The organism is Okeania sp. (genome assembly GCF_983059655.1).
In genome coordinates this window covers 1-16,245 of sequence record NZ_CEZPJD010000088.1, presented here as the reverse complement: position 1 = coordinate 16,245, position 16,245 = coordinate 1, and the positions used below count along the sequence as shown (strand labels likewise).

The 16,245-nt window shown below is 36.3% G+C and carries 10 protein-coding genes; 7 read left to right on the top strand and 3 right to left on the bottom strand.

All coding sequences use genetic code 11. The features are described 5' to 3' along the window. Positions 1–726 (top strand): argininosuccinate synthase (argG, locus tag AC3DU7_RS07885; protein WP_488038803.1); only part of this gene is annotated, 726 nt, incomplete at its 5' end. Between the two features lie 590 nt (positions 727–1,316). On the opposite strand, the gene AC3DU7_RS07880 is transcribed toward argG, so the two are convergent. Further along, on the bottom strand, positions 1,317–2,813 hold the full coding sequence (locus AC3DU7_RS07880; protein ID WP_488038802.1) for a protein kinase domain-containing protein: 1,497 nt from the start codon (positions 2,811–2,813) through the stop codon (positions 1,317–1,319). A gap of 313 nt (positions 2,814–3,126) precedes the next feature. On the opposite strand from AC3DU7_RS07880, the gene AC3DU7_RS07875 reads away from it, so the two are divergent. Further along, entirely contained in the window at positions 3,127–3,882 is a 756-nt protein-coding gene (locus tag AC3DU7_RS07875) for a Uma2 family endonuclease (RefSeq protein WP_488038801.1), read from the top strand. Positions 3,883–4,017: 135 nt separating this feature from the next. After that, positions 4,018–4,767, top strand: a complete 750-nt coding sequence (locus AC3DU7_RS07870) for a Uma2 family endonuclease (RefSeq protein WP_488038800.1) — start codon at positions 4,018–4,020, stop codon at positions 4,765–4,767. A gap of 501 nt (positions 4,768–5,268) precedes the next feature. On the opposite strand, the gene AC3DU7_RS07865 is transcribed toward AC3DU7_RS07870, so the two are convergent. Beyond that, positions 5,269–5,868, bottom strand: a complete 600-nt coding sequence (locus tag AC3DU7_RS07865) for a Uma2 family endonuclease (RefSeq protein WP_488038799.1) — start codon at positions 5,866–5,868, stop codon at positions 5,269–5,271. A 650-nt stretch (positions 5,869–6,518) separates the two neighbouring features. Between AC3DU7_RS07865 and AC3DU7_RS07860 the strand changes: the two genes are divergently transcribed. Next, positions 6,519–9,305, top strand: coding sequence for a Calx-beta domain-containing protein (locus AC3DU7_RS07860; protein WP_488038798.1), 2,787 nt, complete (start codon positions 6,519–6,521; stop codon positions 9,303–9,305). 798 nt (positions 9,306–10,103) lie between these two features. On the opposite strand, the gene AC3DU7_RS07855 is transcribed toward AC3DU7_RS07860, so the two are convergent. Then, positions 10,104–10,991, bottom strand: coding sequence for a PPC domain-containing protein (locus AC3DU7_RS07855; protein ID WP_488038797.1), 888 nt, complete (start codon positions 10,989–10,991; stop codon positions 10,104–10,106). 118 nt (positions 10,992–11,109) lie between these two features. Between AC3DU7_RS07855 and AC3DU7_RS07850 the strand changes: the two genes are divergently transcribed. From AC3DU7_RS07850 to AC3DU7_RS07840, 3 genes are all read left to right on the top strand, one after another. Next, on the top strand, positions 11,110–12,810 hold the full coding sequence (locus AC3DU7_RS07850) for a flavin monoamine oxidase family protein (RefSeq protein ID WP_488038796.1): 1,701 nt from the start codon (positions 11,110–11,112) through the stop codon (positions 12,808–12,810). Positions 12,811–13,395: 585 nt separating this feature from the next. Beyond that, complete coding sequence (locus tag AC3DU7_RS07845) at positions 13,396–15,078, top strand: flavin monoamine oxidase family protein (protein ID WP_488038795.1); 1,683 nt, start codon at positions 13,396–13,398, stop codon at positions 15,076–15,078. Between the two features lie 492 nt (positions 15,079–15,570). Beyond that, positions 15,571–16,059, top strand: coding sequence for an FxLYD domain-containing protein (locus AC3DU7_RS07840; protein ID WP_488038794.1), 489 nt, complete (start codon positions 15,571–15,573; stop codon positions 16,057–16,059). Positions 16,060–16,245 lie beyond the last annotated feature (186 nt).

Genomic DNA, 16,245 nt, shown 5'->3' with positions numbered 1-16,245 from the left:
TATGGTGAAAAATATGGTATTCCTGCTCCAGTGAAAAAGTCTTCTCCTTATAGTATTGATAAAAATTTATTGGGGATGGCGATCGAAGCAGGGGAGTTGGAAGACCCTTGGGTGGAGGCAGCAGAGGAAGTTTATAATATGACGAAGGCGATCGCTGATACTCCGAATGAACCGGAATATGTTGAAATTGGTTTTGAGGGAGGTATTCCTGTTAGTCTCAACGGTCAAGGAATGGGTGGTATTGAGTTAATTACTCAACTTAATCAGATCGCGGGAAGTCATGGTGTCGGTCGTATTGACATGATTGAAAACCGTCTTGTGGGAATTAAGTCACGAGAAATTTATGAGTCTCCAGCAATGTGGGTTTTAATTCAAGCGCATCGTGACTTGGAAAGTTTAACTTTGACTGCTGATGTGACTCGTTATAAGCGGGGTATTGAGGAAACTTACAGTCAGTTGGTTTATAACGGTTTGTGGTTTAGTCCGTTGAAGGGTGCGTTGGATGCTTTTATTCAGCAGACTCAGGAAAGGGTGACTGGTGTTGTGCGAGTGAAGTTGTTTAAGGGTAATGCGATGGTTGTTGGTCGTCAGTCTGGCAATTCCTTGTATAGTTTTGATTTGGCGACTTATGGTGCTGAGGATGAGTTCGACCATAAAGCGGCGGAAGGGTTTATTTATGTTTGGGGTTTGCCTACTCGTGTTTGGTCGGAGAAACTTAGGGGTTAATAAGTTGGGGATTTTTTGACTTTAATTAGTTGTTCCTGTAGGGATATATTTTGATTTCTACAGGAATAATTTTTTTTGTGTAGGTTGGGTTAAGCGAGAGCGCAACCCAACAAATATCTATAAATATCTAAATAGGGTTTGCGTATGGAAAGTCTTTTTGCTGAGGTAGGAGACAGGAGAAATGGGAATGTAGAGGAGGTAGGAGCTCAGGGATATATTTTGATTTCTACAGGAATAATTTTTTTGTGTAGGTTGGGTTAAGCGAGAGCGAAACCCAACAAATATCTATAGAATATCTAAATAATGTTGGGTTTATCCTACGGATAAGCTCCGCTAACGTTCCTCAACCCAACCTACATAGGACTTACGCAGATACGCTATATATAGCGCTAAAAACTATTGTCCAACAGTTACTTTACTCTATAAATAGTGCCTTTGCGTAAGTCCTGCTACATTAACTCACATTCCGCACTTAAAGTTGTATCAGAATAGGGTAGAGAAAATTATATATGTAATTTAAGATAATGATTCATGTATTTTTTTTGCTACATTCATTATTGAAGTGTGGAATGTGGGTTTTAACTTTGAAATTATGGCTTTTTTTTAACAACTAAAGTACCAGCTATCTTGTCATGCAATGCTTGCTTTTTTTTGGTAAAAGCTGCCATAATAAACCCAATTAGCAGAATTATTGACGAAATTGTTTTGGCGAAATACCTTCCATTTGCACGACCAAATGATATGGGATTTCCATTTAAGTCTGTAACGATAATTCCCATTATTTTTTTCCCAAAAGTTGCTTTTATTGGTAAACTTTCAAGTCGTGTCAAATAAAACCATTTTAATATAGTAGCGAATAAGACAAACATTAGAGTCACTATATATGATGAATCGCCAAATAATCCTTCCTTTAATCCTACTGAAATAATCAAAATAATACCGAAAATTCCTGTAGTTATACTGAAAGACCCCCAACGTATCCACCATCCAAAAGCACCTATTGAATTGATTATGTCATCAGGCAAAAATTTATTATTTAAAATGATTTTACCTAATAATCCCATTACGATTATCAGAATAATATTATCGATAACCCAAGCGAAACAACGCCTAAAAAATCCTGGATATTCAGGAGCATAAGAAACTACTGTTGATTGTTCTTCTTCCTGATTAGTTTTAGGCAGAGTAGAACTCTGTTTTGCTTCATTTATATTGTTTAAATAGTTGAAAATATCTTGTGTATTTTGAGGTCTATGCCCTGGAAAAGGCTTCATTAAATAATCTATAAGATCGCCCAAATCATTTGATACCTCAACACTATTTCGCCAAATTAAATCCCCCGTGTTAGGGTCTTCAGCAAAATTATTAGGATGCTTACCTGTTAATAGATAAACAAAAGTTCTCCCCAAAGCAAAAAAATCAGATTGCTGCACAGCTTTTCCATTCACTTGTTCCAATGGTGTATAACCAGGAGAAATAACTCCTGTTACTTGTTTCCCTGCTAATTGTTGTAGATAACTTTGAGTAACTTCTCTAGCTGTACCAAAATCAATTAATACTAGTTGACCATTTTCTCTAATCATAATATTCGACGGCTTAATATCTCTATGAAAATATTCCTGTTGATGAACTTCATGCAAAATTTCTATCAACTGTTTTAACCATCTAAATGCTGCTTTTTGAGAAATAGGTTCAAAGCTGCGTTGCTTCATATATTTTTCTAAATCCATCCCGTTAATTTTTTCCATCACCAAACAATGCAAATATTTTTGACTATTTTTAGGTCGAAAAGTGAAATAACTGTCAGATTCAACTCTAGGAATACCAGGATGATTTAAACTACTTAAAACCTCAGCTTCTTGTCGAAATAATTCAACTGCTTTCGGATGATTATTATGTAGAACTTTTAAAACTTTGGGAGTGCCACAATCTTCCACTTCAAATGTTTTACCAAAACCACCGCCACCGAGAGGTCGAATGACTCGATAAATGTCTTGCAGCAACAGTTGGGAACCACAATTTTTACAAAATAAAGGAGTGCCACTATTTTGAGGATTAGAACATTGAGGATTTATGCAATAACTCATAACAAGTTGTTCAACAATTAATAATTAATAATTACCTCTCCTTTAAAAGAAGAGGATTGACTCAAAGGAAAACTTTTCTTTATTATCCTCTTAAAAGGGGAAGGCTTTAAACCATAATTTTTTGGTAAATGGTGCATTATTAGAGAAATGAGAAGTCAGAAGCAATCCATAGCTAAATTTTCAGTGTCCAAATGTTGCACGAAAAACATTGAGCAATGTCTGCTTTTTAGTTATCTTAACCTAAAAATTATATAATATAATAGTTAGGAAAAAAGGGAAATGCAACCAAGCACCTTACTTATCAAATAAAATAATGATAATATCAGAAAATCCAAAAATAATAGCTAATCCACCTGTAGCTGAAAAAGACGAAATCGAAATATTTTACCCTACTGAAGACGGAGAACCTTTGGCTGAAACCTACGAGCATTTGTATGCTATTCTGACAACCCTAGAAGTAATTAAACAATATTTAAAAGGTCGCCAAGCAACTGTATTAAGCGACCAATTTTTGTTTTATTCTCAGAAGTTTCCAAGTTTGCGAGTAGCTCCTGATGTGATGGTAATTTTTGATGTGAAACCAGGAGGAAGAGATAACTATAAAATATGGCAAGAAGGTCAAACTCCTGTAGTGATTTTTGAAATGACTTCTCCAGGAACAAAAAGAGTAGACCAAGATTTTAAAAAAGGATTATACGAACAATTAGGAGTGAAAGAATATTGGTTATTTGACCCGAGAGGAGAATGGATAAAAGAGAAATTACAAGGGTATCGTCTGAGAGGAAAAGTTTATGAATTAATCACAGATGGTCGGAGCGAACCTTTAAAATTACGGTTAGAAGTAGAGGATAAATTAATCGGATTTTATCGAGAAGATACAGGAGAAAAATTGTTAATTCCTGATGAATTACGAGAAGCTTTGAATCAGGAAATTGTGGCACGGGAAGAAGCAGAGAAACGAGCTGAAGCAGAACGTCAACGAGCTGAATTAGAACGTCAACGAGCTGAAGAATTGGAATCTTTATTGTCTCGTTATCGCGATCAATTTGGGGAATTACCTGAAAATTGACAGAAAAGAATAAGGTGAAGGATTGACGGCCGTTAACCCCCTAAAAATGATGTATAATTTCGTCATTCTATACGGACGTTTCATGCAACATCCCTACCACTTTTAACAAACATTTATCGACCTTGATATAAAACTATGACATCAGAAAATCAAACAACTTCAGACAATCAACCTGTAACTGAAAAAACAGAAAATCAAACAACTCCAGAGAATCAAACTATAACTGAAAAAAAAGAAGTATTTTATCCTAATGAGGATGAAAAAACTTGGGGTGAAAGTTACGATCATTTATACGCTGTTGCAACTATTTTTGAAACTTTGAAAGAATATTTAAAAGGTCAAAAAGCTAATGTATTCAGCAAACAATTTTTATATTTTTCCAATGGTTATCCTAAGTTACGAACTGTTCCCGATGTGATGGTAGTTTTTGATATTGAACCAGGGGGAAGAGATAGTTATCTTCTTTTTGAAGAACTTAAAATTCCGGCGGTTATTTTTGAAGTTACAACTGAAAATACCCGCAGAGACGATGAAGGTTTTAAGAAAGTATTTTACGAACAATTAAAAGTAAAAGAATGTTGGTTATTTGACCCTAAAGGTGAATGGATAGAAGAAAAATTGCAAGGGTATCGTCTGGAGGAAAAAGATTATAAATTAATTACAGATGGTCGGAGCGAACCTTTAGGATTACGTTTAGAAGTTGAGGATAAATTGATAAGATTTTATCGGGAAGATACGGGAGAAAAATTAGTAATTTCTGATGAATTACGAGAAGTTTTGAATCAGGAAATTGGGGCACGGCAAGAAGCAGAAAAACGAACCGAAGAATTAGAATCTTTACTGTCTTGTTATCGCGATCGCTTTGGAGAATTACCTGAAAATTAATGTAAGCATTCAGCTATTAGCTTTCAGCTTTCAGCAATTTTATTCAAATCTAAAGGAGGAAGTTTAAGTTAATATATTTGAAGTCTGCTTTTTTAGTCAAGATTAATTTTGATTTAATTAATAAAGCTTTGATATAAAATAAAAAATAGCTGATAGCTGATAGTTGACTGCTGAATGCTTACAAATTAACAAAGGAAAATTAGGCTAAGGAAAATTCTTTGGCTTAATCATTTTTTAACAGCGCTTTTCAAAATTCAAGCCCCCGCGCATCCCCCATTCAACAAAAAGCGAAGCAACATCTGGCATCCCCCATTCAACAAAAAGCGAATCAACATCTGGCTTCCCCCTTTCCAAGGGGGACGGGAGGGGGATAAAAAGGGGGACTTTTAGAAGCAAATTGACTCTTGTTCCCCCCAAAGTTGGCTTGCTCGGGGGGCAAAATTCAGTATCAAAAAACTTTTCAAATATCCTCTCAGCAACAAATGTTTATTTAACACTCCATTACCAAACTTCTGTTAAATCTAAAACAAATCCAGGCAACACATCTTCTCCAGATAAACTATTAGGATTTTCCAAAATTTCTACTTCCCTATCTTGCCGATAAATCTCTATTTTTCGGTTTTTACTATCAATTAACCAACCTAATCTTGCACCATTTGACTGATACTCTTTCATCTTTTTTTGTAACTCTAAAATAGTATCATTTTTAGAACGTAATTCTACGACAAAATCCGGGCATAAAGGTGCAAAAGTTTCCTGTTCTTCCCTAGTTAAACTATCCCATCTTTCCTGTTTTACCCAGGCAGCATCAGGAGAGCGATCACTACCATTAGGCAGATGAAAACCACTAGAAGAATTAAAGGCTACTCCTAACTTTGTGCGACGGTTCCATAACCATAATAGGGCTTCAATCCCTAAATTTTGTCTGCCAGTATCACTTCCTGTAGGTGCCATAATAATTAACTCCCCTGATGCTGTTCTTTCTAATTGTAAATCTCGGTTAACCAGTGCTAACTCCAGGAATTGTTCGTGAGTAATTTTCAAGTTAATTTCTTTGGGAATATTAACTGCTATTGTCTTAATTAAATTAGTTGTTACCATAAATTTTTACCTTTACTGAAGATAACGCTCAATTCCATAAACCCGGTTTATCGTAGATGTTGATTATCAAAAACAATAATTTACCGTAAAAACCGAGTTTCTTCACGTCAGTTCCAATTCTATCAAAATCGAAAAAATATTTCTCTTATTTTATCAATGTTTGCTACAAATCTCATATTCTCTTCTGGGTAACTAAAGTATTCATTCCTTCTTACCGAAGAATTAAGGTAAAAATCCTCTCCTTTAAAAGAGAAGTAAGAAAAATTTTTCTTTTATTCAATCCTCTTCTTTTTAGGGAGACGTAATTATCAATTATCCATGATCAATTGTCAATTATTGAATTCCTCCTTCTTTCTGATAACTGAAATGGCATTGATACATTTGAAAATAATAACCGGAAACCCTGGATTTAGATTCAGGATAAAATATACAATTTTGAGTTTCTGGTTGAAAAGGAACGATGTAGCTATAATTTAGGATTACCAGGGAATAATTTTCTATTTTTAATAGTCCCAATTCAAGCCTTGCCAAAATCATTAGTATAAATTTTTCTAAAATAAATTAAAATTATTTCTGATAACACTGAGGACTAAATGAATAATTAAGAGTATAAAGGAATAAATATATTTTTTTTAATAGGCAAATCAATAATGTTAGAACCACTCTTTACTGATGGCAGCGATCGCTCCCCAATATTTAGTAATTTAGAGAACGGAAAAAATCCTCAATCTTCTCTGATTCCAGAAGAAGAAATCATCTTATCAACTGGCGAAAGAATTACTAATTTTTATGATTATGAATTAGATTTAGAAACTGCCTTTACTATCCAGAATTATGAAACAGAGTTAGATGAAATTTTATTTACAGGACCAGAAATTATTACTACAGAATCAACACAGAACTCTGTTGTTTTGAGGTCTGCTAGTAAAGCCACAAAAGATCCTCTAACAGGAATAGAAGAAGGAGAACAATTGGTTGGACAATCCATTAGTCAAGAACCACCTTTACTATTTACTGAAGTTTCTCCAAAAGGAGGAGTAAAAATCAACTTTGAAAATACACCTATAATTCGTCAGCGACAAGTTGAATTAGACTTTAATCTTCTAGATAACACAGATAAATCTGACAAAACTATCAGACTAAACTTATTTTCAGATGTTACCCTAGATGTCGAACTTGATGAAGTAAAATCTTCACCAAATAAACAAGACTGGGTACGAACAGGTAAAGTAATAGGAGTCGAAAATAGTCAAGTTATTTTGATTAGCAGTAAAGATGAAAGTAATATTTTAGGAGAAATTAGACTAGACTACCCAGACTCAGAAAAACCAGATGAATTTTATGAAATTCGTTCCTTAGACCAAGATAAATTTGTAGTCAATCAACTAGAAACTTCCTCCTTTTCTCATTGTCATATTTGTGGAGGTGGTCATCAAACATCCAACCATCAAGATAACCCATCAAACTTAGAAGATAGCCTTGGTAATGGTAGTTTTGATAGTGTTTTTGATAAAATTGTACCTCAAAAAGTATCACTATTATCTAATAACAACAAAATCAATGGTTTATTAACTCAAACCCGTTGGGATACAACAGAAGAAAATGTAATTACTTATAGCTTTTTCTCAAATCAAGCAATTAATTCATACTATGGAACAGAAGATCCATTACCAGTAACTGACCCAATTAAAAGAAATGTAACAGAGATTTTCGATCTCTTTGAACAATATCTAGATGTCACATTTCAAGAAGTAGCAGATACAGCAAATAACTACGGTCAAATACGCATAATGTTATCCAATGGACCATTAGCAAGTGATTCCCGTGGTTATGCCTACCAACCACCAGGTACAACAGAAAATCCTATTGATGGAGATATACATTTATCATCTGTTTATAAACACGAATATGAGGATGTTCCTGGAAGTTATGGTTATATAACTATCGCCCATGAAATAGGTCATGCTTTAGGTTTAAAACATCCTGGTAATTATAGTTCTGGAGAACGGGGTCCTTTCTTATCTTATGCTCAAGATAACAATACTAATACCATGATGACCTACGTTGGTTTGGGTGGCTTTAATCAATATTCCACGACACCAATGACTTATGATATTCGAAGCTTACAATATTTATATGGTAGAAATAACAACTTTAATTCCCAAAATACAACCTATTCATTTGATAGTGTTTATGGATTTTCTGATGGTAATCAATATTTAGGCAGCCCTGACACCGGAACAAAAGTAACCCTTTGGGATGGAGGTGGTTTTGATACTGTAGATCTATCCAAACTTCCTGCTTTAGAATTAGAAGGTTTTACTTTTGATTACCGCGTAGATTTAAGAGGAGGTGGGTTAATTACTACTGCTGACGCTTACAATAAACATGAATATATTGCATTTCAGGACACCAGTGGCAAGAAATATAAGACTTCTACTTCTGGTACGGCGATCGCTTATCATACAGTTATCGAAAATCTGATTAACTCTGCTGGAAATGATTTCATTTCTGCTAATGGTGCTGCTAATAAGTTTAGCGGCTATGCACCAGGAGAATATACAGGAAATGATAAGATTGTCAAGACAAATCAAAAGGATATTTTAGACTTGTCAGAATATAGTAGCTCCCAGGTCAAAAGTAGTAAGAAGAAGAACGATTTAATTCTCGATCTAGGTGAAGAAAATGGTTCAATTACTATTTCTAATTATTATGCAGTTGGAGCAGGAAAGCGGATGAAGATTTTGTATGACCAACCAACTACTCCAGAAATTACTATCAATGATATTACTATAAATGAGGGTAATAGTGGAGTACAGAGACCGAAGTTTACAATCAACCTCAGCGAACCTAGTGACGAGACAGTGAAAGTTAGTTTGGCTACCGTAAATAGTGGAGCTAAAGCAGGTTCAGATTATCGACGTCGTAATCGCACTATTACTTTCAAACCAGGTGAAACCACAAAACAAATTGTTGTACCAGTTTTGGGAGATACTGCTGACGAATTGGATGAGAAATTCGTTGTTAAACTTAGTAAAGCCCAAAATGCTACTATTGCTGATGGTAGAGGTGTCGCAACTATTAAAAATGATGATTTGACAGCTATTTCTATTAGTCCTGCTACAGTCACCGAAGGTGATACGGGTAATAAAAAAGCTCAGTTTGAAGTAACTCTTGACCAAGAAAGTCCGAGGGAAGTAAAGGTAGATTATCAAACTAATGATAGTACAGCTATCAGTGGGTCAGACTATCTTTCGAGATCGGGTACGATAACATTTGAACCTGGTGAGACAGAAAAGGTTATTCGAGTACCTGTTTTTGGTGACACAAAAGTTGAAGAACAGGAATATTTTTGGGTACAATTAAGGAATGCTGAAAATGCAGAAATAGACCCAGATAATCGTTCGGGTTTAGGAACTATTAAAGATAATGATTAGGCGTCATTTCAGTTATCAGTTATCAGTTATCAGTTATCAGTTATCAGTTATCAGTACCTCCCCTTCTCATAGTTTTGTGGAATGGGCATCTTGCCCGTTTCCCATCTACTAACATTGATACATTCGGAAATAATAAGCGGAAACTCTGGATTGAGAATAGTCCAGTAGGGTGCGTTAGCGGAACGAAGTGGAGCGTAACGCACCATTTTTGATGTTGCTGGTGCGTTACGCTATCGCTAACAACACCCTACTGGACTGATGGCTGACGGCTGAATGCTTACATTCTAAGAGCGTAACGCACCATTTTTGATGTTGCTGGTGCGTTACGCTATCGCTAACAGCACCCTACTTATGGCTGAATGCTTACATTCTAAGTAATATCATGTCCGGTTGAATAGTTATAATTACAGCTCGTAGTATTGCTCTAGCAATAATATAGATATCTCAAGGGCTAAAGCCCTACTACAAACAAAAACTTTTTTGATCGTTAATTATCCGGACATGATATAACAGCTTTTGATGTTGCTGGTGCGTTACGCTATCGCTAACAGCACCCTACTGGGCTGACGGCTGAAGGCTTACATTCTAAGTAACAGCTTTTGATGTTGCTGGTGCGTTACGCTATCGCTAACAGCACCCTACTGGGCTGACGGCTGAAGGCTTACATTCTAAGTAACAGCAAAACCTAATATTTTTAAACTTAATTATGACTTATAATACCCGCTTTTAAGGGCGGGAATAAAGCTTTGAACGTGCAAAAAAACAATAGCTGATAGCTGATGGCTGACAGCTAAATGCTTACAAATTAGCTTCTAAAAACAAAGAATAATTTGTATCACCATCAAACTCAGAAACTCGGACAAAGTAATTACCCTCTGCTAAAGAATCAATAGCTATTATTTCATCAATAGTACCAACATTTCTTGACTCAGCAAAAACCTCTAAAGTTTCCACCACTCCATTATTATTAATATCCTCAATTAACTCCACATCTGCATCCCCACTCAAGCCAGTTAATACAACATCTAAACTACTAGGATTATTCAAAATAAAACTATAAATATCGACCGGATTTCCACTGCCAACAAAATCATTAGTTTCCGCAGTACCTAAAACTCCAAAATCACCAGTGATATTTAACAAATTATCTCTAAAATCTGGAGGGGTACTCAAACGATTTTCTGACAACCCAACTAAAATGTAATGTTGAATTGCACTACTAAAAGTACCACTATTTAATAACTCCACTACATCCTGATTTTGACCAAGATAAAAATCTGTATCAAACAAAAAACTAGGGTCGCGATTTTCAAATTGACCAAACCTAACATAATGTTCAAAAGGTGTTAATTCTGCTGATTCTAATGCTGTAGCTAATTCAGGATTAGAGATGTAAAAAGCAGTATTAAATAAAGGACTAGGGTCACGAAATTCAAATTGACCAAACCTAATAAAATGTTCCACTGCTGTCAGACTACCTGCTTCAACAGCAGCAGCTACACCAGTATTAATTTCGAGATAAAAGCTAGTATCAAATAAAGCATTCGGGTCACGATTTTCAAATTGACCCACATTCACAAAATGTTCCAACCCACTACTAAAACTACCCGCAGCAATTTCATCTACAACATCAGGGTTTTGAAATAAATAAAATCCTTCATCAAACAGAGTTTCAATAGTTAACATTTCTTAAAAAAAAAATTGAGTTTACATTGCAACCTAAGCAATGTTATCTTACTACAATCATTCATTTCTGTATGCTTTAAATTTAAAATTTATACTTAAAAATTAAGGGACATTAATTATGAGTAAATCTTCTTTAATGAACATTCTACGTCGTGCTTATGGCATTGCCAGAATGTCGAAAAAAACTGGCATTCCCAGCGATGAATTATTAGGAATGGTCAGAGAAGCTCAAAGTAGAAACTTTCGGACTACTCGCCGTCGTTTATTACAAGGTGGTTTAGGGTTTGCTGGAGCAATGGCAGCTTCTAATTTCTTTAAGGGTGGACAACGAGCAATGGCTCAACAAACACCAGTATTAATCGTAGGTGCAGGAATGGCGGGATTAACTGCAGCTTACCGTTTAACTCAGGCAGGAGTACCAGTAAATGTGATTGAAGCTAGAAATAGAGTGGGAGGTCGAATTAGAAGTATCTCTAAAATTGCTGGAACAACTATTGATGCTGAATTAGGAGCAGCTTATATTGATACTGAACACGTTTGCATTCGTGACTTAGCAGCAGAACTGGGATTGACAGAATTGGATCTGGTAGCTGGTGAGGAGGGGTTAACGCCAGAAATTTACTTTGCTGAGGGTAGAATTATTCCCATAGAAGAAATTATTAATGATTTTTCTCCTGTTGCCGAACGAATAGATGAGACTCTGATAGCGATCGATAATTTTGAAGATTATACGACTTTTGACGAACCTACCGCAGCTATAGATAATCTCTCAATTACCGAATATCTAGAAACTATTCCCACTAGCACTACTTTACGACAGATGCTGGAAGTAGCTTACAATGCTTTTTATGGTTTGGATGCTAACGAACAGTCGAGTTTGAATCTAATATATGTGATTGGCACTGAACCTAATACATTTGAATTATATGGTTCTAGTGACGAACGTTATCGAATTATTGGTGGTAATAGTCAAATTATTAACAGTCTTGCTACTCTTGTACAAGGTTCCATTGAAACTAGCACAGTTTTAGAAGCAATAACAACTTTATCAGATGGTAGTTACAGAGTGAGTTTAAGGTCTGGAGAAAGAACTTTTGAGCGTACTTATGAAAGAATTGTGTTAACTACACCTTTTCCGGTACTCAGACAAGTTCAACTCAATGTCGATCTACCACCAGTTAAAAGATTTGCTATTGATAATTACGGTTTTGGTACAAATTCTAAGTTACATATAGCTTTCAATAACCCAGTTTGGCGCACTCGGTTTGGCTCAAGTGGGGAAACTTATGTAGATTTAGGGTTTCAAAATACCCGAGAAGTTGCCCCAACAAGTCCGACTACGGAGGGTGTACTGGAATTTTTGGCTGGCGGAAATTTAGGAGTAGTTTTAGGTAGCGGGACTCCAGAAGACCACGCACAACGCTTTTTGCCAGAGCTTGATTTGGTATATCCGGGAATAAGTAGCGATCGCATCGGTCGGGCCGTTCGGACTTATTGGCCTGGAGAATTATATACTCAAGGTTCATATACTTGTTATCGGCCAGGGCAATTTGTTCAATTTTTTGGTGTTGAAGGCGAGAGAGTGGGGAATTTATTTTTTGCTGGCGAACACACTTCTTTAGATTTTCAAGGTTATATGGAGGGTGCCTGTGAGAGTGGTGAAATAGCTGCGATGGAAGTTTTAGAAGATTTAGGTTTAGCTCCTGCTGTTGAGGCGCTGAGGGTTAAACAGTCTTTACAAGTAAGTCGTCGTAGTGGCCGAAAACAAGGACCTAGAGCTAATGGTGTTCGTGAAAAGCGGGGTCTACCACTAAAGTAATACCGTTTCACGGAAATAATATCATGTCCGGTTGAATACTTATTATTAAAATACTAGGGGAGCGGGGGAGTGGGGAGTAAGGGAGTAGGGAAAATAGAAAGATTTATTGTTTAAGCACTTATGATAAGTTTTTTCCAGATCGCTCTTATCCGGACATGATATAAAAAGTCAAAAGCGAGTGTGTAATTCTGAGGTCTCCGTTTCCTCCGGAAACGCTCCGCGAACAGAATGTAAGACACACTCAAGACAGTCAAAAGTAAGATTTTACAAAAAAAACGTGCAATAGTTTTATGGAAATGGAATGGGTATCTTGCCCGTTCCCCGTTCCTGATATTTTCACCGCAGGCAGGATATCAGGGACAGAGAGGGACTGATAACTGTTAACTTAAATGACTCCTCAATAGACATCTGGCGATCGTCAAAAATTAAATCAATCCCATACGCATAAATCATCAATTCTTTTCCCCTACTCCCTACTCCCTCTTTTCCGGAGAGGTCTAATAGGTTATTATAAGTATTCAACCGTTAGCGTAGCTCCCTCGGAGGGGGCAAATGATATAAGTCCTCTGATAATGAGACCTCAAAATGACTAAATCTTCCGTGATGACAATACTAGGTCGCGCTCATACTATTGCCAGAATGTCAAGAGAAACTGGTATCCCTGGTGATGAATTATTAGGAATAGTAAAAGAAGCTAAAGCTAGAAAATTTCCCAATGCTTGCAGTTCCTTATTAAAAGGGGGTTTAGACTTAGCTCAAAAATTTAAAGTTTCCCTTTTGTCCAAGGGTGGAGAAAGGGCAATGGCTCAAACAACTCCAGTATTAATAGTAGGGGCAGGAATTGCTGGATTAACTGCTGCCTATCGTCTAACTCAGGCGGGAGTTCCAGTAAACGTGATTGAAGCTAGTAACCGGGTAGGGGGTAGAATCCGAACTTGCCAAAAAGCATTAGGTACTCCATTTGCTGTTGAACTTGGTGGAGAATTTATCTACACCGAGCATATTTATCTGCGCAGTTTGGTTAAGGAATTAGGATTACATCTTGTAGATTTGCAGTCAGTCGATGAAAATTTGGAAACACAAGAGACTTACTTTTTTGAAGGTCGCAAGGTTTCATTAGCAGAAATTACCACAGATTTTGCACCAATTGCAGAGCAGATTAATAGAGATTTTGAGGCGATCGCTAATTTTAAAGACTATACCACAAAAGTTCCAGCAGCAGTAGAACTAGATAATATTTCAATTGCTGAATATTTAGACCAAATTCCTCAAACTACGCCAGCAATTCGTCAGCTAGTCAAAGCTGCTTACGAAACTTACTACGGTCTAAATATGGAAGAGCAGTCTAGTCTCAATTTAATCTATATAATAGGTGCTCAAGTAGGTAAGTTTGGCATTATTGGTGTTATCGAGCAACTTTTTAACGTACAGGGAGGTAACGAACTGATCCCCGAAAAGTTGGCAAATTTAGTCTCCAATTCTATTGAGACGGGAACAATATTAGAAGCGATAAATTATCTTTCTGATGGTCGGTATCGAGTGGTATTAAGGTCGGACAACTGTACCTTTGAGCGTACTTATGAGAGAATTTTGCTAACATTACCCTTAACTTTGTTACGACAAGTTCAGCTTAATGTAGATTTGCCACCTTTGAAAAAGTTATCTATAGATACTGCTAGTTATGGAATGAACTCTAAGTTAACTACTACTTATCAAGAAAAAATTTGGCGTACTCGCTACAACTCTACAGCTAATGTCTATTTAGATTTAGGGTTTCAAAACACTTGGGAAACTGCGGAAAGTCGTTATCATGCAGGCATGGGTTTGATTACACAATTTGTTGGTGGTACTCAAGGTGTAGCAATAGGAACTGGTACTCCTGAAATTCATGCTCAAAAATTGAATTCCCAACTCGAACAGGTTTTTCCTGGTATTAGTAATATTTCCATGCCAGATCGGACAATTCGTAGTTATTGGCCAGGAGAAGTTTATGCTCGTGGTTCTTATTTATGTTACAAACCGGGGGAGTGGACAAAGTTTTATGGTGTAGAAAGACAACGAGTGGGTAATATATTTTTTGCCGGGGAGCATACATCTTGTCTGGAAAATCAAGGTTATATGGAGGGTGCTTGTGAGAGTGGTGAAATAGCTGCGATGGAAATTTTACAAGATTTAGGTTTAGAAGGTATAGCGCTTTGTGCAGGCAATAGGCAACAGGCAACAGCGGTCAGACCCCGCGACGACACCAGCTCCCTTGCGGAATGCTGACCAAGAGAGGCAACAGGGAACCCAACCCTAACCCCTCCGGTGGAGGGCAGGGCTGTTTCATTCTCGATAGACACGGGGACGCACCAGACACGGAGACACGGGGATATAGGCTTTTAAGCAGCGTTGAACCAAATATTCTCTCAGAGTTTAAAGACGCTTATTCCCTCAAAAATCGGCAAATTTTGGTAAATTATACTGTTCCACTATCCCATAATCTCCTGTTTTTCCTAAATCTTTAATATACAATACTTTAAAACAGCCCTGCTCCCAGGAGGGGAATAAAAAATCGATCATATAAGACTTTTAGTTATTGGACAGTTTTTATAATTTGTAGATATGCCAGCGCACATTGCTATAACAATTAAATGAATGCAAGTGCGGGCATCTTGCCCGCGATGGGTGTATCTCACCAAAGTGGAATCCGCTGTATCTTCCCTATTCCCTACTTTTACAAAAAGTCTATATCTTTTTCAAAAATGTCTAATAGTTACTATGAAATACTTCTATTTTACTATCTTAATACCATTGTTAAATGTGGGAGTTTATCGTCAATTATTACAGAGTTATAAGGTGAATATATTTGCTCAAAATTCTGAGTTTGATGACCCAATTTGTTATATGGAAACTACGGAGGGGGAAATTATTAATTTAGTTAATCTCTGTGGCGATCGAGATATTAATGAAGCTAAAAAAGTTAGTTGTAAATCTGAATCAGAGAAAGTTAAAGCTACAGATATACCGATTAGTAATGTCAACTATGATGGTAATTTTTTAACTGGTAAAGTTGCTAATGAAAGTTGTCAAATTGTGAAAGAAATTAAAGTGAATTATCAGGTATTAGATGATAGGGATAATATCATTGATAATGGGTTTATTTATGCTGAACCTAGTACAGTTGAGCCAGGGAAAGTAGCATCGTTTAAAGGTAATGTTTCCCCAGGATCTAAAGTAGAAACAACTTTTGTTGAATGGAGTGAATAAGGAAGTCTGAAGTTAGAAGTCTGAAGTCTGAAGTTAAAAAATTGTATGTGATACTTAACAGTATGATAAATTCTGTTGCTTGAATTTTTTTGTTTATTGAGGCGATTATTTATAATTCATTGGCATCACTAAACGTAAGCATTTCCTCCGGAATGCTGCGCAAACAGCTATTAGCCATCAGCTATC